This is a genomic window from Enterococcus sp. DIV0546, from assembly GCF_051712785.1.
Taxonomy (GTDB): domain Bacteria; phylum Bacillota; class Bacilli; order Lactobacillales; family Enterococcaceae; genus Enterococcus; species Enterococcus faecalis.
Genome location: NZ_JBIOPO010000001.1, coordinates 1,939,121 through 1,958,459 on the forward strand (window position 1 = coordinate 1,939,121; position 19,339 = coordinate 1,958,459).

At 38.6% G+C, this 19,339-nt stretch carries 19 protein-coding genes; 4 read left to right on the forward strand and 15 right to left on the reverse strand.

Annotation, left to right across the window (positions count from 1 at the left end):
- Positions 1–178: 178 nt before the first annotated feature.
- Positions 179–1,897, reverse strand: coding sequence for a proline--tRNA ligase (locus IGJ24_RS09395; RefSeq protein ID WP_002359769.1), 1,719 nt, complete (start codon positions 1,895–1,897; stop codon positions 179–181).
- Positions 1,898–1,968: 71 nt separating this feature from the next.
- Positions 1,969–3,237, reverse strand: coding sequence for an RIP metalloprotease RseP (gene rseP / locus IGJ24_RS09400; protein WP_002362168.1), 1,269 nt, complete (start codon positions 3,235–3,237; stop codon positions 1,969–1,971).
- 415 nt (positions 3,238–3,652) lie between these two features.
- On the opposite strand from rseP, the gene IGJ24_RS09405 reads away from it, so the two are divergent.
- The gene (locus IGJ24_RS09405) at positions 3,653–4,432 is read left to right on the forward strand and encodes an SDR family oxidoreductase (RefSeq protein WP_002359767.1); all 780 of its coding nucleotides are present in this window, start codon (positions 3,653–3,655) and stop codon (positions 4,430–4,432) included.
- Between the two features lie 38 nt (positions 4,433–4,470).
- Entirely contained in the window at positions 4,471–5,073 is a 603-nt protein-coding gene (locus tag IGJ24_RS09410; protein ID WP_104859677.1) for a YczE/YyaS/YitT family protein, read from the forward strand.
- Positions 5,074–5,235: 162 nt separating this feature from the next.
- Here the strand turns inward: IGJ24_RS09410 and sufB are convergent, their stop codons facing one another.
- The 11 genes from sufB to IGJ24_RS09465 form a co-directional block, all read right to left on the reverse strand.
- The gene (sufB, locus tag IGJ24_RS09415; RefSeq protein ID WP_002356769.1) at positions 5,236–6,630 is read right to left on the reverse strand and encodes a Fe-S cluster assembly protein SufB; all 1,395 of its coding nucleotides are present in this window, start codon (positions 6,628–6,630) and stop codon (positions 5,236–5,238) included.
- 18 nt (positions 6,631–6,648) lie between these two features.
- Positions 6,649–7,116 (reverse strand): Fe-S cluster assembly sulfur transfer protein SufU, encoded by a 468-nt coding sequence (gene sufU, locus IGJ24_RS09420; RefSeq protein WP_002356768.1) that lies wholly within the window; start codon positions 7,114–7,116, stop codon positions 6,649–6,651.
- Positions 7,103–8,338: a cysteine desulfurase gene (locus tag IGJ24_RS09425; RefSeq protein WP_289865752.1), complete on the reverse strand. Its 1,236-nt coding sequence runs from the start codon at positions 8,336–8,338 to the stop codon at positions 7,103–7,105. The genes sufU and IGJ24_RS09425 overlap by 14 nt, the downstream gene beginning before the upstream one ends.
- Positions 8,335–9,621, reverse strand: a complete 1,287-nt coding sequence (gene sufD, locus IGJ24_RS09430; protein WP_289865751.1) for a Fe-S cluster assembly protein SufD — start codon at positions 9,619–9,621, stop codon at positions 8,335–8,337. Before sufD ends, IGJ24_RS09425 begins: the two co-directional genes overlap by 4 nt.
- Before the next feature lie 14 nt (positions 9,622–9,635).
- Positions 9,636–10,406 carry a Fe-S cluster assembly ATPase SufC gene (gene sufC / locus IGJ24_RS09435; RefSeq protein WP_002356763.1) on the reverse strand — a complete coding sequence of 257 codons (771 nt, stop codon included), beginning with the start codon at positions 10,404–10,406 and terminating at the stop codon, positions 9,636–9,638.
- Between the two features lie 369 nt (positions 10,407–10,775).
- Positions 10,776–11,333, reverse strand: a complete 558-nt coding sequence (frr, locus tag IGJ24_RS09440; protein ID WP_002376737.1) for a ribosome recycling factor — start codon at positions 11,331–11,333, stop codon at positions 10,776–10,778.
- Between the two features lie 3 nt (positions 11,334–11,336).
- Positions 11,337–12,059 carry a UMP kinase gene (gene pyrH / locus IGJ24_RS09445; RefSeq protein ID WP_002356761.1) on the reverse strand — a complete coding sequence of 241 codons (723 nt, stop codon included), beginning with the start codon at positions 12,057–12,059 and terminating at the stop codon, positions 11,337–11,339.
- A gap of 260 nt (positions 12,060–12,319) precedes the next feature.
- Positions 12,320–13,201, reverse strand: a complete 882-nt coding sequence (gene tsf / locus IGJ24_RS09450) for a translation elongation factor Ts (protein WP_002356760.1) — start codon at positions 13,199–13,201, stop codon at positions 12,320–12,322.
- 105 nt (positions 13,202–13,306) lie between these two features.
- The gene (gene rpsB, locus IGJ24_RS09455) at positions 13,307–14,092 is read right to left on the reverse strand and encodes a 30S ribosomal protein S2 (protein WP_002356759.1); all 786 of its coding nucleotides are present in this window, start codon (positions 14,090–14,092) and stop codon (positions 13,307–13,309) included.
- Positions 14,093–14,275: 183 nt separating this feature from the next.
- Positions 14,276–14,713, reverse strand: coding sequence for a GNAT family N-acetyltransferase (locus tag IGJ24_RS09460; RefSeq protein ID WP_050570608.1), 438 nt, complete (start codon positions 14,711–14,713; stop codon positions 14,276–14,278).
- A gap of 19 nt (positions 14,714–14,732) precedes the next feature.
- Entirely contained in the window at positions 14,733–15,509 is a 777-nt protein-coding gene (locus tag IGJ24_RS09465; protein ID WP_129193691.1) for a TrmH family RNA methyltransferase, read from the reverse strand.
- A gap of 106 nt (positions 15,510–15,615) precedes the next feature.
- Here IGJ24_RS09465 and IGJ24_RS09470 point away from each other — a divergent pair, with 106 nt between their 5' ends.
- Complete coding sequence (locus IGJ24_RS09470; RefSeq protein ID WP_002356756.1) at positions 15,616–15,891, forward strand: acylphosphatase; 276 nt, start codon at positions 15,616–15,618, stop codon at positions 15,889–15,891.
- A gap of 166 nt (positions 15,892–16,057) precedes the next feature.
- Positions 16,058–16,990, forward strand: coding sequence for a membrane protein insertase YidC (yidC, locus tag IGJ24_RS09475; RefSeq protein ID WP_002384232.1), 933 nt, complete (start codon positions 16,058–16,060; stop codon positions 16,988–16,990).
- 33 nt (positions 16,991–17,023) lie between these two features.
- Here yidC and IGJ24_RS09480 read toward each other — a convergent pair whose 3' ends face one another.
- Positions 17,024–17,215 (reverse strand): DNA-directed RNA polymerase subunit alpha C-terminal domain-containing protein, encoded by a 192-nt coding sequence (locus IGJ24_RS09480; protein ID WP_002356753.1) that lies wholly within the window; start codon positions 17,213–17,215, stop codon positions 17,024–17,026.
- 39 nt (positions 17,216–17,254) lie between these two features.
- Positions 17,255–19,339 (reverse strand): glycine--tRNA ligase subunit beta, encoded by a 2,085-nt coding sequence (gene glyS / locus IGJ24_RS09485; protein WP_002370425.1) that lies wholly within the window; start codon positions 19,337–19,339, stop codon positions 17,255–17,257.

Below are 19,339 nucleotides of genomic sequence, written 5' to 3' on the forward strand. Positions count from 1 at the left end.
TGCATTCGCTTCTCTATTAAGTATACTCGTTTTTTGTAAAAAAACAATCTTGTTTCTTTTCTAAAAAGAGCTAAGAAGAGCTTGAAGCAAAAATCACTTTAGATTTTTGCTTCAAGCTTAAACGCTGATAAGTGGCGGAAACAGTTTATCCTAATCATTCTGTCCGCCCTTTTCATTATTATTCTACTTCTGATGTTGTGTTCATCAAAATAGAAAGTGTACTTTCTAATTCTTCTTTGCGTACTTCCAACATTTCACCAGTACGTTTGATTTTGACTTCTACCACACCATCGACTGCTTTTTTACCGACTGTGATACGGATTGGACAACCAATTAAATCAGCATCAGCAAATTTTACGCCTGCGCGCTCATTGCGGTCATCAACTAATACTTCGTAGCCCGCTTCGGTCATCATTGCTTCAACTTCTTGTGATAGTTTTGTTTGATACTCATCTTTCACATTCATTTGGACCACGTGTAAATCAAATGGCGCAATCCCTGTTGGCCAATTAATACCACGCTCGTCTGCATTTTGTTCAACGATTGCTGAAAGTAAACGACTAACGCCGATGCCATAGCAACCCATGATCACTGATTTTTCACGACCATTTTCATCTAAAACTGTTGCGCCCATAGCATCACTATAACGCGTTCCTAATTTAAAGATGTGACCAATCTCGATTCCTTTAGTAAAGGCTAAGACACCATTGCCATCAGGAGAAGGATCGCCTTCTTGAACAAAGCGTAAATCTTCGTAACTAATTGGTTGGAAATCACGATCTGGATTTACATTTGTCAAATGATAGCCATCTTCGTTAGCCCCAACAATGGCGTTGGCTAAATCTTGAACAGCTAAATCTGCATAAATTTTAACATCTTCGGAAACATTGACTGGACCAATTGAACCAAAGCCCGCTCCTAAGACACGGCGAGCATCTTCTTCTGTTGCTTCATCTAGGAAATCAGCGCCTAAGAAGTTTTTTAATTTGACATCATTGACATCATGATCGCCACGAACCAAGACCATTACTGGCTCTTCATCAGCAATAAATAGTACTGATTTAATAATACGTTGTGGCTCAACTTCAAAGAAGTTTGCCACTTCGGCAATTGTACCCACTTCTGGTGTTGCAATTTTTTCTAAATCTAATTGTGTTTCATGTGATTTTTTCGGCGTATAAAGACTTGTTGCCATTTCTAAATTGGCAGCATAATCACTTTCTGTTGAATAACAAATAGTATCTTCCCCAATTTCAGAAATCGCCATAAATTCTTTAGAATCTTTACCACCCATGGCACCACCGTCCCCAATAATGGCACGGAATTCTAGTCCACAGCGTTCAAAAATGCGTGAGTAAGCTTTTTCGTAATCACGGTATGATTGATCTAAACTAGCTTCATCGGCATGGAAAGAATAGCCATCTTTCATGATAAATTCACGGCCTCTTAATAAGCCAGAACGTGGGCGTTTTTCATCACGATATTTTGTTTGAATTTGGTATAAATTCAAAGGTAATCGTTTGTAAGAATTAATTTCATCACGAATTAATTCTGTGAAGGTTTCTTCATGCGTTGGGCCTAAGATATAGTCACGGTCATTGCGATCTTTTAAGCGATACAAGTTAGGTCCATAAGTTTCATAACGGCCTGATTCTTTCCAAAGTTCTGCTGGTAATAACGCAGGCATTAACATTTCAACTGCATCAATTTTCTCAAATTCTTCTCGCATAATCGTTTTTAATTTTTCTAAAACACGATTGGCTAAAGGTAAATAAGAATAGATCCCTGCAGCGACTTGACGAATATAGCCTGCGCGCAACAGAATTTGATGACTTAAGACTTCTGCATCATTTGGTACTTCTCTTAACGTTGGAATTAACATTTTTGACTGTTTCATTAAAACTCTCCTCTATTTTAAAATCAACTATTTTTGATTTCTTTACACACTTTTTTACTTAAGCTTTCTCCTTAAAAGAAAAAGCGTTGAATATCGTTCCAAGTAACTAACACCATTAACACCATGACAAACCCAAAGCCAATTAACGTAATGATGCCTTCTTTTTCAGGACTAATTGGTTTTCCACGTACACCTTCAATAATGTTTAAGACAATTTTCCCGCCATCTAAAGCTGGGATCGGCAACAAATTAATAATCCCTAAGTTCATTGACAACATGGCCATTAAGAATACAACTGTACTTACTCCAGCATTGGATGCTTCTTCCGATAACTTAAACATCATGACTGGCCCACCTAGTTTGTTTAAACTAAAGCCTGTGAATAGTGAGCCCAGTGCTTTAAAAATCTGTGTCGTACTATTTAAAGTATCCTGAATACCGCCCATCAATTTTGACGGTAAATCGGTTTTCATATAAGGATAAACGCCGACTTTACCAATCGTTTGTTTTTCCACTTTTTGTTTTTCTGGTGTCACTGTTAGTTGCTCTTCTTTGCCGTTACGCTCAACTACGAACGTCAACGGCTTTTCGGGGTTCTTCTGCACAATGGTTGTAAAATCTTCGTATTTTTTGATTTTTTGATTATTAATCGATAAGACTTTATCGTTTTCTTTCAACCCAGCTTCTGCGGCTGGGCCATTAGGAATCACTTGTCCAATTTGGTTCGTGTTTAAATCAGTGACGCCTCCTTGTAGAAAGACCGCTAACGTAAACAGAATAAACCCTAAGATAAAGTTATTCATGGGTCCCGCAAAGTTCGTCAAAATGCGTTGCGATAATTTCGCTGATTGAAATTGAACGTCAAGTGGCGCAATCCGCACCTCGGTTCCATCACTTTCAATAATCGTTGCATCATGGTCAACTTTATAAACGGTTTCTTCTTCCTCGTTTCCATTGACATAGCCCTTGATGAATAATTCTTTTTCAAGATCAAAATCAACGACTTCCATCGGAATACTATGAGGTAATTGTACTTTTTTACTTGTATTAATTTTAACCACATTACCCACGGCATTTAACTCAACAGATAGAGGCATACCTGGTGTGATTTCTGTCATGTCTTCGCCCATCCCAGCCATTCGCACATAGCCACCAATTGGCAATAAGCGAATCGTATAAGTGGTGCCATCTTTTCCACGATGCGCAAAAATCTTTGGTCCCATTCCGATTGCAAACTCACGAACTAAAATACCCGCTCGTTTTGCAAAATAAAAGTGGCCAAATTCATGTACGAGGACAAGAATACCGAAGACAATAATGAATGTGATAATTGTTTTCATAGATGTCCTTCTTCCTTCATTCACTGACGTTCAGTGCTTTTTATTATTACATGGGAAAGTCTCGTAAAACTTGCTCTGTTCCCTTCCCGATAAACCAGTGCAACTGTTTACTGAGAACAGTCGCCACTGTTAGTGAACAAATCTTTCCTTATGTAAGACAAGTTTTATTTTAGCATATTCACTCATAAATAACCATTGGACTTGACCACTTCGCCTAGATATTTTGTGTTTTTTTAGAAAACTCTATAAATGAGAGGAATTGATTACTACGACCAGTATTTTTTTAAAGACCTTCAACAATAGTAGCTAACTTTAGACCATAAACTTTTCCGACAGTTTGTCGTATTTTATCAACACGCTGATTGACATGTGCTACCATGAAAGTATTAATAGTAATTTTAGGGGGAATGAATCAATGTATGGAGAATTACATGGTAAAGTGGCCGTTGTCACTGGTGCAGCTACGGGTTTAGGATTATTTATTACTCTGCGTTATATCTTAGAGGGCATGAATGTTGTTGCTGACTATGTCGGTGAGCTGCCTAAAGAATTTGAAGATGTCCAAGCCAAGCACGCAGACCGCGTAAAATTCGTGAAGGCTGATGTCTCTAATGAAGAAGATATTAAAGCGTTAGCTGAAACCGCTTTAAAAGAGTTTGGTCATGTTGACATTTGGGTAAATAACGCCGGTGTGGAGGCTTCTTTTCCGACAATTGATATGCCATTAAAAGAATGGCAACGTGTCATTGATGTCAATTTAAACGGTGTCTTTTTGGGTTCTAGAGAGGCACTCCGAATATTTAGAGATCAAAAAATCAAAGGGTCAATCATTAATATGTCCTCCGTTCACCAAAGAATTCCTTGGCCAACGTTCGCCCACTATGCGGCAAGTAAAGGCGCAACCGAAATGTTCACGAAAACAATCGCTTTGGAATATGCGGAATATGGTATTCGTGCCAACTGTATTGCACCTGGAGCGATTAACACACCTATTAATGCTGAAAAATTTTCCGATCCCGAACAGTTAAAACAAACAACGAGCATGGTTCCTATGGGCATTATTGGTAAACCAAATCAAGTAGCTGCTGCGGCCGCTTGGTTAGCTTCTGATGAATCCTCATACGTAACCGGAACAACACTCTTTGTAGATGGCGGGATGTCTCTATACCCTTCGTTCCAACACGGAGCTGGTTAAAAAGTAGTCTGCAACAAAATCTATTCAGGAGGCTTACCATGAAACTAGTCAAAAATGTTCTTTTAATTTTAATTGGTTTAGTTATTATCGGGATTGGCGCATCCACTTTAAGAGTGGCAGGTTTAGGAGTTGATCCTTTCACTGCTATGAATATCGGACTTTCTTCAATGTTTGGTATGCAATTAGGCATTTTTCAAATTATTGTCAATACGTTTATTCTATTCTATGTCTATTTAAAAAACAAAAAAGCCATTGGTCTAGGAACTATTTTAAATATGCTTTTAGTAGGGATTTTGATTCAACAGATTTCTACTTGGCTTCAACCTTACGCCAATAGTTTAGGAGGCTCAACAATTGGCAAACTACTTTCTTTATTCGTCGGAGTCCTGATTTTTACATTTGGCTGCGCCTTATACATGGCTACAGATCAAGGCGAATCCCCCTATGATGCGATTGCGCCAACCATCTGTCAACAAATCAACAAACCTTACGCTTCTGTTCGAAAAGCACAAGATTTGTTGGTCCTATTAATTGGCTTTATTGCTGGTGGTCCAATTGGGATTGGTACAATTATTTGTGCATTTGGTGCTGGCCCACTCATTAGTTTCTGGAACAAGTTACTTCAACCTTTAGTAAAATAATTTTTTAACTAAAATATAAGAAAAAGCGATGACTTCATAGAGATTTTCTTCTCGAGTCATCGCTTTTTTATTTGTACTTTCTTTGAAGAAGCATGATTAGTGTGTTTCTTGTCTGGCTTTCCGTTGTTATTTTGGTGGATTGTTTGTTGGTAGAGTGAAAAACTATCCTACTGACCCTTCCATCTCATAACTAATCAAGCGATTCAACTCAACCGCATATTCCATCGGTAATTCTTTCGTAAATGGTTCAACAAAGCCCATAACAATCATTTCTGTCGCTTCGGCTTCAGATAAGCCGCGACTCATTAAATAATATAATTGTTCTTCAGAAATTTTTGAAACTTTGGCTTCGTGTTCTAAGGATACTTGGCTGTTATGGATTTCGTTAAACGGAATCGTATCTGATTTTGATTTTTCGTCCATGATAATCGTGTCGCATTCGATGTGGGAAATCGAGCCTGCGCTGTCTTTTCCAAAAGTCACTTGGCCACGGTAGTTAACTTCGCCGCCGTCTTTAGCAATTGATTTTGAAACAATTGAGCTAGAGGTATTCGGCGCATTGTGAATCATTTTGGCCCCAGTATCTTGGATTTGGTTAGCGCCAGCAAAGGCAATCGATAACATCGTGCCACGGGCACCTTTGCCATCTAAGTAAACACTTGGGTATTTCATGGTTGTTTTAGCTCCTAGGTTCCCATCAATCCATTCGACAGTGGCACCTTCGTAAGCTTTAGCACGTTTGGTTACTAGGTTGTAGACGTTATCTGACCAGTTTTGAATAGTGGTATAACGACAATAAGCATCTTTTCTTGTAAAAATTTCTACGATGGCCGCATGCAAGCTGTTACTTGAATACGTTGGTGCCGTACAACCTTCAACATAGTGAACGCTGGCTCCTTCATCGACAATAATCAAGGTCCGTTCAAATTGGCCGGTATTTTCAGCGTTGATTCGGAAATATGTTTGTAATGGTACATCAACTCGAACGCCTTTTGGTACATAAATAAAGGTTCCACCTGACCAAACAGCTGAGTTTAAAGCGGCCAGTTTATTATCTGTTGGTGGCACAAGTTTTGAAAAATACTCTTTGAATAAGTCAGGATATTCTTTTAAAGCAGAGTCGGTATCTGTAAAAATGATGCCTAATTTTTCAAATTCTTCTTTCATGTTGTGGTAAACAACTTCTGATTCATATTGAGCAGAAGCCCCAGCTAGATAAGCACGCTCAGCTTCGGGAATCCCAATTTTTTCAAAGGTTTCTTTGATTTTATCAGGTACATCATCCCAATCGCGTGCGGGTTTGTCACTCGGTTTTTGGTAATATTTAATTTTACTAAAGTCAATATCTGACAGGTCTGGACCCCATTCTTGCATGGGCATTTTATTGAATTGTTCTAACGATTTTAAACGGAAGTCAAGCATCCATTCTGGTTCGCCTTTCACGCGAGAAATTTCACGAACGACGTCTTCGGTTAGGCCGTCTCCGGTACTAAAGACTGGTTCCACATCGTCGTGAAAGCCAAATTTATATTCTTCTAATTCAGGTACTGTACTCAATTCGTCGTCACCCTTTCTTTATTTTTCACAATGTAAATGACCGGCTTCGCCTTGGCCGTTATTAGCAACAGCCTGTTCTAAGGCTTTCCAAGCCAGGGTTGCACATTTAATCCGAGCTGGAAATTTAGCTACGCCGCTTAACATTGCTGCATCGCCTAATTTTTCATCTTCGGCCACTTCATTTCCTTGAACAAGTTGAGAGAAATCCTCTGCTAAGGCCGTTGCTTCGGCGATTGTTTTTCCTAAGACCGCATCAGTCATCATACTAGCACTTGCTGTACTGATAGAACAGCCACTTCCTTGAAAGGCGATATCTTTAATCACACCGTCTTCAATGGCCACATCCAGTTCAATCACATCTCCACAAGTAGGATTATTCAGTTCAATTGTTTGGCTAGACGCATCTAGCGTTCCGTGGTGATGTGGGTGGCTAGAATGGTCCAAAATGACTTGGCGATATAAGTTATCTAATTTAGAAAGTGCCATGCTGGAAAAACTCCTTTGTCGCTTTAATCGCTTCAACTAAGCGATCTGCGTCTTCTTTGGTATTGTATAAATAAAAACTTGCCCGTGCGGTTGCTGGCACGCTCAAATAGTTTAATAGCGGTTGCGCGCAATGGTGACCCGCTCTGACAGCGACCCCTTCCATATCTAACGCCGTAGCCACATCATGTGGATGTAAACCGTCAATATTAAAAGCAATCACACCTGTGTGGTCTTTTGGATCCTGTGGACCATAAATCGTCAAGCCCTCGATAGCTTGCAACTTCGGCAAAACATAGTGAACAAGGGCTGCTTCATGTTGATGAATGGCCTCCAAACCAATTTCTGTTAAATAATCAATAGCGGCACCTAAGGCAATTGCCCCAGCAATATTAGGTGTGCCAGCTTCAAATTTCCAAGGAAGCTCTTTCCAAGTACTTTCTTGAAGATGAACAAAGTCAATCATTTCGCCACCAAATTCCACAGGTTCCATTTGTTCCAATAAATGACGTTTGCCATAAAGGACACCAATTCCAGTTGGTCCACACATTTTGTGACCACTAAATGCATAAAAATCAGCATCGATGGCTTGAACGTCCACAGGCATATGAGGAACTGCTTGCGCGCCGTCTACCACCATCACAGCGCCATTTTGATGAGCTAATTGTGTTAATTCTTCGATTGGATTAATGACCCCTAACACATTTGAAACATGAGCAATCGAAACAATTTTCGTTTTTTCTGTAATTTGTTGACGTGCACTTGCCATGTCTAAAAAGCCGTCTTCAGTGATGTCTATATACTTCAAAATGGCTCCTGTACGTTGGGCTAATTGTTGCCAGGGAATAATGTTTGAATGATGTTCCATGTAAGATATGACGATTTCATCCCCGGCTGTAACTGCCAAGTCACCATAACTTTTGGCAATCCAATTCAAACTGGTTGTTGTTCCTCGTGTAAATAAAACTTCCGCTGTTTCTTTGGCATGGATAAATTGGCGAACCTTTTCGCGGGAGGCTTCATAGTCCTTCGTTGCTCGTTCGGCTAACGTGTGCACCCCACGATGAACATTGGCATTATCGGTTTCATAATAATGTCGTAAAATATCTAACACTGCCGTTGGTTTTTGGGTTGTTGCAGCATTGTCTAAATAAACTAGCGGTTCATCATTAACTTCTTGAAATAAAATAGGAAACGATTGACGAATGGTTGCTGCATCCATCATGCGTTTAACTTCCCTTCGATTACTTCTACAAATTCATTTTGTACTTCTTTAACTGGAATTGCTGTAATGACAGAACCTAGGAAGCCACGAATCACCAAACGTTCCGCTTCTTCTTTACGCAAGCCGCGGCTCATTAAATAATACATTTCTTCTGGATCTACTCGACCAACGCTGGCTGCGTGTCCGGCAGTCACTTCATTTTCATCAATTAAAAGAATTGGATTGGCATCACCACGAGCTTTATCAGACAGCATTAAAACACGACTTTCTTGCTGTGCGTCGGCTCCTTTTGCTCCTTTTAAAATGTGGCCAATTCCGTTAAACGTTAAAGTACCACGTTCACGAATAACTCCATGTTGTAAAATATGACCAATCGAATGTGGCGCTTTGTTTGTCACTCGTGTGTCGATGCCTTGTGTTTGTTTACCTGCACTAATTGCAACGACTTTAACTTCTGAATGAGCGCCTTCGCCAACTAAATCAGAATCAAAATCAGCAACAACATCGCCATCATTCATGACGCCTAGAGCCCAATCAACAGAAGCATCCCGCATAATATAGCCACGACGATTCATATAAGTCGTTACAGTTTGCCCTAATTGATCCACAGCTGAGTATTTAACTTTTGCGCCATCTTTCGCAATCACTTCCACAACGATATTTCCAGAAGCTTTCTCTGCATGATGACCAGTGGATTGAAAACGTTCTAAATAACTGAATTCACTATGATTATCTGCAACGATTAAAACATGTTTAAAGAAAGGTTGGTTGCTATCTGAATCCTGAATAAACAAAGATTCAATGGGCTCTTCAATCACTACGTTTTTAGGAACGTATAAGAAAACGCCACTATTCATGAAAGCTGCATGAGCTGCTGTCAGCTTATCTTCTTCTGGTAATACGGCTTTAGTCATATAGTATTCTTTAACTAATTCTGGGTGCTCTTGTAAAGCAGTAAAAATGTCTGTAAAAATTACCCCTTGTTCCGCTAATGAGGCTGGCAATTGCTCAAAAGCATGAAAAGATCCTTGTTGAACAATTAAAGGATTGTCTTTCATTTGATCAAAACTTGCGACATTTCCTTCAGAAGGCACATAACTTTCCATGTTAACATTTAATAAAGGCCAACGATGAAATTTCACACGATCAATATGTGGTAACTCACTTTCGTCAGCGTTTCTTAAAGCCGTTGTTCGCAATTCAGTCATCCAAGCTGGTTCTTCATGTTCTAGTGAAAAAGCGGTGACTTCGTCAAGATAATCCATTAGATTTACTTTTTTCATTTATCTTGTCCTCCTTACGCTTCTTCTTTGTAATCAATACCTAATTCTTGGCTGATACCAGCATAGCCTTCTGTTTCTAAACGTTTTGCCAAATCAGCCCCACCGGTTTTCACAACGCGGCCTTCCATCATGATATGAACAACATCTGGCGTGATATAGTTCAATAAGCGTTGATAATGGGTAATAATTAACGCACCAAAGTTCTCGCCGCGCATTTCATTAACCCCTTTAGAAACTACTTTTAACGCATCGATATCTAAGCCTGAATCAATTTCATCTAAAATGGCAAACGTAGGCTCTAACATCAATAATTGTAAAATTTCATTTCGTTTTTTCTCGCCGCCAGAAAAACCTTCGTTTAAGTAACGCTCAGCCATTTCTTCAGGCATATTTAATAATTCCATTTTGCTATCTAATTTTTTTAAGAACTGCATGACTGACATTTTGTTGTCTTCGTCACGTTTTGCATTGATTGCTGCACGCATGAATTCAGCATTGGTAATCCCTGGAATTTCACTTGGGTATTGCATTGCTAAGAATAAGCCTAGGCGAGCGCGTTCGTCTACTTCTAAATCTAAAACGTTGACGCCGTCAAATAGAATTTCTCCTTCTGTGACTTCATAGTTAGGATTTCCCATAATTGCTGCTGATAAAGTAGATTTACCAGTTCCATTAGGTCCCATAATTGCATGGATTTCTCCAGTATTAATTGTTAAATCGACCCCTTTTAGAATCTTTTTATCTTCAATTGATACGTGTAAATTTTTGATTTCTAACACAGACATGTACAATTCCCTCCAACTTGTTTTAATCGTTTTTCCGTTCTCACTCATTTTAGCCTAATTGAGAATGAATCGCAAATTACAATTGCTAAAAATAACAACTCTTATCATCAAATTTTAGGATTCAATTTGTGAAGGAAAATTTTAAAAGGCTGATATTTCAAAGTTTCTCTATATTTTTAAGTGATCCTCTCTACACAAAGAAAAAAATTCTGGTAGAATAAAAAAATTTATTAAAGAAAGCGTTTTCTTAAATAATTACTTTAGAATGACTTTTGCAAAGAGGGCTTTGAGATACGCCTTCCTCATCTATACAAAAAAATCCAGAGCATTTGCTTCTCTGGATTCAATAATTTTTATTAGTGATTGGTTTTATACTTCTAAAAGTTCTTGTTCTTTTTCAGCAGTAATTGCATCGATATTTTTGATGCTATCATCTGTTAATTTTTGAACATCTTTTTCAAATGAACGTAATTCATCTTCAGTGATGTCGCCATTTTTTTGAGCTTTTTTTAATTCATCCATTGCATCACGACGAACGTTACGGACAGCAATTTTTGAGTTTTCCGCTTCTTTTTTCACGTCTTTGGCTAATTCTTTCCGACGTTCTTCCGTTAATTGTGGAATCACTAAACGGATGACATTTCCATCATTGGTTGGGCTAATGCCGATATCACTCATTTGAATAGCTTTTTCAATGTCAGCGATAGAATTTTTGTCAAACGGTGTAATCATTAATACACGAGCTTCTGGGATATTGATACTTGCTAATTGGTTAACTGGTGTTGGTGCACCATAATATTCTACTTGAATACGGTCTAATAGACTTGCGTTCGCACGACCAGCACGAATTTGACCTAATTCACGGCGTAAGCTTTCTTCCGCTTTTGTCATTTTTTCTTTGGCTGTTGCTAAAACTTCTTTAGACATTCTTTATTTCCCCCTTACAGTTGTTCCGATATTTTCACCAAGGATGGCACGACGGATATTTCCTGCTTCATTTAGGTTAAAGACAACTAAAGGAATATCGTTATCCATACTTAATGAGCTTGCTGTTGAATCCATTACTTGCAGCCCTTTAGAAATAACATCTAAATGTGTTAGTTCTTCAAATTTTGTCGCTGTTTCATCCACACGTGGATCCGCAGAATAAACACCATCAACATTGTTCTTCGCCATTAAGATGACGTCCGCATCTACTTCTGCAGCTCGTAAAGCAGCCGTTGTATCTGTCGAGAAGTAAGGATTTCCTGTTCCTCCGGCAAAAATAACAACGCGGCCTTTTTCTAAATGACGTTCTGCACGACGACGAATGTATGGTTCTGCAATTTGACGCATTTCAATTGATGTTTGAACACGTGTAGGCACACCAAGATTTTCTAATGTATCTTGCAATGCTAAGGCATTCATCACAGTAGCTAACATGCCCATATAATCAGCTTGTGCACGTTCCATGCCCATTTGAGCACCAATTTGTCCACGCCAGATGTTTCCGCCGCCAACCACGATGGCCATTTCGATACCTAATTCATGGACCTCTTTAATTTCTTGGACGATTTCTTTAATGACTGGTGGTTTAATGCCAAAACCGTCTTCTCCGGCTAGCGCTTCTCCACTTAACTTTAATACGACACGTTGATACTTAGGTTTAACCATCATAATTCCCTCCAAGATTCTCTAAAAATCATTCAATTCCTCATTTAGATGACTTTTCACCAAAATGATTTTTTAGACCAAGCAGTGCGATCCACTGGTTTTGCCTAAAAAAAGGGAGCGCATATCAAAGTTATGCGTTCCCAAATGGCTGAAAGACTGCCTTGAATCAAGCAGTAATCAATTTATGCAGCTTCCTTTGGGGATCGCTGTCTGTTTAGATACTTATGATTCACGGCTTTTCAACCGAGCGTTTGATGCTCTTAGTTTTTCATTTGGCTCATTACTTCATCCGCAAAGTTATCTTCACGTTTTTCGATACCTTCGCCAACTTCAAAACGTACGAATGATTTCACTTCGCCGCCTTTAGAAGCAACAAATTTTTCGACAGTCATATCTGGATCTTTAACAAATGGTTGGTCAACCAAAGCGATTTCTGCTTTGAATTTTTGTAGACGACCAACAACCATTTTTTCAACGATATTTGCTGGTTTACCTTCGTTTAATGCTTGTTCAGTTAACACAGCTTTTTCGTGTTCTAATTCTTCTTGAGGAATTTGAGATTCATTGACATAGCGAGGGTTGATTGCCGCGATGTGCATAGCAACATCTTTCGCTACTTCTTCGTCAGTTGTGCCATCGATAACTGTTAATACAGCAATACGGCCACCCATGTGTAAGTAAGCGCCAAATGCAGCATTGTCAGCTTTTTCGACAACTTCAAAACGACGGAAGCTGATTTTTTCACCGATAACAGTTGTTGCTTCGATTAAATCAGATTCGATTGTGCCTTTTTCAGTTTTAATAGCCATTGCTTCTTCCATCGTAGCTGGTTTGTTTTCAGCAACTTTAGTCGCAATATCTTTAACTAAATCTTGGAACATTTCGTTTTTAGAAACGAAGTCAGTTTCTGAGTTTACTTCAACGATTGCTGCAACGTTACCTACAGTTGCTACGTTTGCTAAACCTTCAGCCGCAATGCGGTCATTTTTCTTCGCTGCTTTAGCCATACCATTTTCACGTAAAAAGTCTACGGCTTTTTCCATGTCGCCTTCTACTTTTACTAATGCTTTTTTAGCGTCCATCATTCCAACGCCAGTCATATCGCGTAATTCTTTTACCATTTTAGCTGTAACGTCTGCCATTATTTGTGTCCTCCTCGGATATTATCAATTCTTTTTAAAAAAGCTATCTCAAAGGAGAATCAGGCTTTTTGTCGCCTAGCCTTTGAGACAGCTCCGTAATCATTATTATTCAGCTGATTCGTTGTTTCCTTCAACAACATCAACGATTTCTTCGATTGAAGTTGCTTCTGGTGTTTCTTCAACGAATAACTCTTCAGTTGCTTGGTCTTCCCCTTGGTTACCTTCGATGAAAGCGTCAGCCATTTTAGCAGTGATTAATTTCACGGCGCGGATTGCATCATCATTTGAAGGGATTACAACATCGATCTCATCAGGATCACAGTTTGTATCAACCATTGCAACGATTGGAATGTTTAATTTGTGTGCTTCTTGAACAGCAATGCGTTCTTTACGTGGGTCAACGATGTACATTACATCTGGAATTCTTGGCATATCAGCGATACCACCTAAGAATTTTTCTAAACGTTCACGTTCTTTGTTTAAGCCAGCAACTTCTTTCTTAGGTAAAACTTCGAAAGTGCCGTCTTCTTCCATTGCATTGATTTTTTTCAAGCGAGCAATACGTTTTTGGATTGTATCCCAGTTAGTTAACGTACCACCTAACCAACGATGATTTACATAGTATTGACCAGCGCGGATTGCTTCATCTTTGATTGCTTCTTGTGCTTGTTTTTTAGTTCCTACGAATAAAGCAACGCCGCCTTCTTCTGCAACGTTTTTCATGTAATCGTAAGCTGCATCTACTAATTTCACTGTTTTTTGTAAGTCAATGATGTAGATACCGTTTCTTTCTGTGAAGATATATTTCTTCATTTTTGGGTTCCAGCGACGAGTTTGGTGACCAAAGTGTACGCCGGCTTCTAGTAATTGTTTCATAGAAATTACTGCCATGTTGTGTTTCCTCCAGTTTGGTTTTTATTTTCCTCTTCTTTTCGTCAACTCCTTGAAGAACTACCGTAGTAGCACCACTTCGCAGATGGAAAAGAATGTGGATTTCGTGTGTGAAAATCACACCTTTAACAGTATAAGATATTTTCAGAAAAATAGCAAGCCTTAAAACTAGAAATGTCGCTCCTACTGCGCTTGCCAAACAAGATGACATTCTTCGTTTCCTGTTTCATCGATGGTTCGCTTTTGTTGGACAAAGCCTTGTTTTTGATAAAAGGCATAAGCTGCTTGATTTTTCCTGTAAACAGCCAAAGATAAGATGTCCTGTTCTTCTTTTGCTACTTGCAGTAATTTCTGACCGATGCCCTTCCCTTGAAACGCTTTTTTTATAAAAATTCCTGCGATATAGTTATCCATTAAGCCTAAAAACCCAATTATCTGACCCTCTTCTTCCGCTAAGATCAGTGTTGCTTTTGGCAACGCAGCGCGGACAAATGCCTTATTTTCTTGCCAATAAGTTGGTGCGACAAATGGATGAGCTTCTAGATTCGTTTGCAGCCAAATAGCCATAATGGTTTCTAATTCTTTTTCTGTTAACTGGGTTGTCTTTTTGATAGTCAGCATTTTTTGACACTCGTTTCTGTTATTGATCATTTTCAAAATAAAACATTAACACGCCCGCTGCGATAGCGACATTCAATGATTCTGCTTGACCTTTCATTGGAATATAAAGATTTTTCGTGGTTTCTGCTAACAATTCTGGCGAAACCCCGCTACCTTCATTGCCTAAAATCAACGCATAATTTTCCACTGCCTCTTGTTCATAATAAGCAATCGCAGCTTCATTTAGTTCTGTACCGAAAACTGGTAGACCTTGCTTCTTGAATGCCTGAACCACTTCGGTCAATTCTCGTTGGAGAACCGGCAAATGATAGTGACTTCCCTGCATTGAGCGCAACACTTTTGTATTGTAAATATCTGCTGTGCCCTTACCTAAAATCACACCTGCTAAACCTGCTGCATCAGCTGTGCGAATCATCGTACCAACATTACCAGGGTCTTGGATATTATCTAAAAGTAACCAACCACCTTTAAAAGAAAGCGACTGCTCTTGTTGCGTTTCCAAGGTGACAATTGCCAAAATTCCTTGTGAAGTTGGCAGCTCCGACAAGCTATTTAAAACCTCATCACTTACAAAAATTAATTTTTCTGTTTCTTGTTCAGCTAACCAAGTTCTCCATTCTTGTTGACCTCTTTGGTTAAACAAAATCCACTGAACATCGGCGTTGGCCTTCACGGCTTCTTCAACTAAATGAAATCCTTCTATTATATATTGGTTCAGTTCTTCTCGGTACTTCTTTTTGTGTAATTTTTTCCATTCTTTTAATTGGTTATTTTTCGTTGATATAATTTCTTTCATAAGTCACCTCGCCTTTGTATTATAGCATGCTTCTAGCTTGCTTGGATACTTGCTAGAACCAAGAAAAATCGCTATCATAAAGAAAAAAGCAAAGGAAGTGTCTCTCATGGAAAAACTAAGAATGAATGTACAAGGGCGTGTCCAAGGTGTTGGCTTCCGCTACATGACCAAAATGGTGGCAGATCAATTAGGTGTCACTGGTTCGGTGAAGAACGAAGACGACGGGTCCGTTTCAATCACAGCAATTGCACCTGAAGACATAATGGAAACATTTATCAAAAAAATCAAAGATTCCCCCAGTCCAGCGGGACGTGTAACGTATGTTGATATTCAAGAAGACCCTTTGTTAGAAGAAACGGAACAATTTAAAGTGATTCAATAAACTTACTTTCTAACGATTGATTTCTTTGGGAAGAAGCCTTGAACAGCAAGTAGTTCCTGCTTTTTATTGATTTTTGTAAGAGCTTCTTTTCGATTTTGATTGAAAAAGAGCGCTGTTTCAAGTATAGTTAACCATGTAAAAATTTTTTAGAAAAGGACCGAATTACATGCGTAAATTAAACCGATGGCTTTACGGCTCTGGCTTACTATTTTTAGTAATGTTTTTATCAGGCTGTGTGAAAACAGGAGCAGATGGACAACCAACTGGTGAAGGTTTTGTCTATAACTTCCTTGTTTTACCGATGAGTAATGCAATTACTTATCTTGTCGATAACTTTAATTGGAACTATGGTTGGGCGATTATTTTTATCACCATTATTGTACGGATCATTATTTTACCGTTAGGCTTACATCAATCGAAAAAAAGCTTTATCCAAACGGAAAAAATGCAAGCAATCAAACCCCAAGTGGATGTTGCACAAGCAAAAATGAAACAAGCAAGTACGCGTGAAGAACAAATGGCCGCACAAGCAGAACTACAAAAGATTTATAAAGAAAACAATGTGAGTATGGTTGGCGGAATTGGTTGTTTGCCTTTATTAATTCAAATGCCTATTTTCTCTTCTCTGTTCTTTGCTGCTCGTTATACAAAAGGTATTGCCACGGCAAGCTTCTTAGGAATGAATTTAGGGCAACCAAATATGATTTTAGTGGCATTAGCTGGTTTAGCCTATTTAGCTCAAGGTTATATTTCAATGATTGGTATTCCTGAAGAACAAAAGAAAACAATGAAATCAATGCTGATTGTTTCACCATTAATGATTGTTTTCATGTCCTTTAGCTCACCTGCAGGCGTAGCGCTTTACTGGGTAGTTGGTGGTATTTTCACATGTATTCAATCTGCCATCACAAATATCCTCTTACGTCCAAGAATTAAAAAACAAGTACAAGAAGAATTGAAAAATAACCCACCAAAACAAGTGGTTACTCCTATTAAGGATGTGACACCAAAAGAAACAAACAAAGCAACGCAAAAAACGAACCAACCAAAAGCAAACGGCAATAAAGGTCGCAATGCTGGAAAACAAAAACGTAAATAAAAAAAGGATCGCCTCTAAACGGCGATCCTTTTTTTACTTCAATTCTTTCCCAGTCATCTCTTCAATAGTTCGAATAGACTTTGGACCAAAGCCATGCAACGAAAGTAACGCTTTTCGGCCTCGTGCGTAGAGTTCATCCACACTGTCGATTTTTTCATTCGTTAGCGCACGAACAGCTGGCTTTGATAATTGTGTTAAAATTTGTTCAAACGTTGTTTCTAGCATGCTGTCGGTTCCTCCTTAGCGGTCGAAAAACAGCGCTTTTTATTTTACAATTAATAAGTCTAAGCTAGCAATTGATAACGCCATTTTAGCAATTTGCATTAATTGTTTTAATCGGTTTTGTTTGACTTTTTCATCCTCAACCATAACCATCGTTTCATTGAAGTACGCATCAATTAACGGACGAAGGTTTACTAGTGCTTCATAGTTTTCTGCAATCGTGCGTGTCGCAAAAGCTTCAGATAAATCGTTAACCGCTTGATACAGTTCTTTTTCTGCCTTATTTTCAAACAGACTTGGATCAATCCCTTCTTCAGTATCACCTAAAAGTTCTTGACCTTTTTTCGCTAAATTAATAACACGCGTTAAGGCTTCCATTGATGGTTTAAAATCTTGATCTTCAAAACGGCTTTTTAAAATATTCGCTGAAGCAAATAATTTCGATAAATCGGCTTGCTCAGCAGACACCACTGCATCGATAATGTCATGGCGAACATTTTTCGTCATTAATAATTGACGTAAGCGAGCTTTCACAAATTCAACGACTTCTGCTTGTCCTTCGTTTAGTAAAACGCCATATTTCTCAACATCTTGATTCACTGCTTCATCAACTTCTGTTTGTAATTGGACTAATGGGAAGGTCCAGCCTTTATCTTCAATAATTCGGATAACGCCATAGGTTTGACGACGAAGTGCATAAGGATCGTTAGAACCTGTTGGAATCATACCAACTGAGAAGAATGAAAAGACGCTGTCAAGCTTATCGGCTAAGGCTAAAACAGCCCCGATTGCTGTTTCTGGCAATTCACCTTCACTGGAAGTTGGTAGATAATGTTCTCGAATCGCCGTTGCTACGGCTGGTTTTTCGCCTTGTAATAAGGCATATTTTTCTCCCATAATTCCTTGTAATTCTGGGAATTCACCAACCATATTTGTTACTAAGTCAAATTTATAAATTTCAGAGGCACGTTTTAAATCTTCCAATTCCTCCTCAGATAAGCCAACTTTTCGACCAATAATTTGTGCAATTAAAGCAACCCGTTGCATTTTTTCATAAATTGAACCAATCTTTTCATGGAAAGTCACATTTTTTAGTTTTTCAACACATGCTTCAATCGTTAATTTTTTATCTTCATTGTAAAAGAATTCTGCATCTTCTAAACGAGCAATTAACACTTTTTCATTTCCTTTAATCACGTTTTCAAGGTGAACATTATCCCCATTGCGAACAGCGATAAAATGCGGCATTAATAAGCCTTGGTCGTTACGAACTTCAAAGTAACGTTGGTGTTCTTTCATAGAAGTCACTAATACTTCATCTGGAACAGATAAATATTTTTCATCAAAACTGCCTACAAATGCAGTTGGATATTCCACTAAATTCGTAACTTCTTCCAATAACTCTTCATCTAAAGCTAACTGCCAATTTTTTTCTGCAGCGAGTGCGTTCGCTTGATCAACAATCATTTGTTTCCGTTCATTCGGTTGAACCACTACAAATTGTTCTTTTAATTTTGCTTCATATTCATTAGCATGTTGGAACGTCACATCGTCTCCCAAGAAACGGTGGCCACGAGAAGTTTGCCCTGTCGTCACGTCTAACACTTTGAAAGGAATTACTTCATCATCAAGTAGTGCCACAATCCAATGAATTGGACGAATATATTCGAAATCATAGTTTGCCCAGTGCATTGTTACCGGGAAAGTTAGACTTGTAATCACGTCATTTAATTTTGTTAATACCTCTTTGGCACTTTGGCCTTTGGTAAACTTCGTCACATAGACATATTCGACACCATTTAATTCTTTGAAAACAATGTCCTCAGTTGTAACTCCTTGGCCGCGTACAAAACCTTGTGCAGCTTTTGACCAATTTCCTTCAGCATCTAAAGCAATTTTTTTCGCTGGACCTTTTACTTCTTCTTCAACATCCGCTTGTTTTTCAGGAATCGCAGTTACTTTCACGGCTAAACGACGAGGTGTGGCAAAGGATTGCACTGTTTCATAGTCTAAATGATGTTCATCTAAAAATTTGATTACTTTTTCTTCAAGTTGGATACGGCTTGGTGTGACAACATGTGCGGGCATTTCTTCTAAGCCAATTTCTAATAATAAATCTTTTGCCAT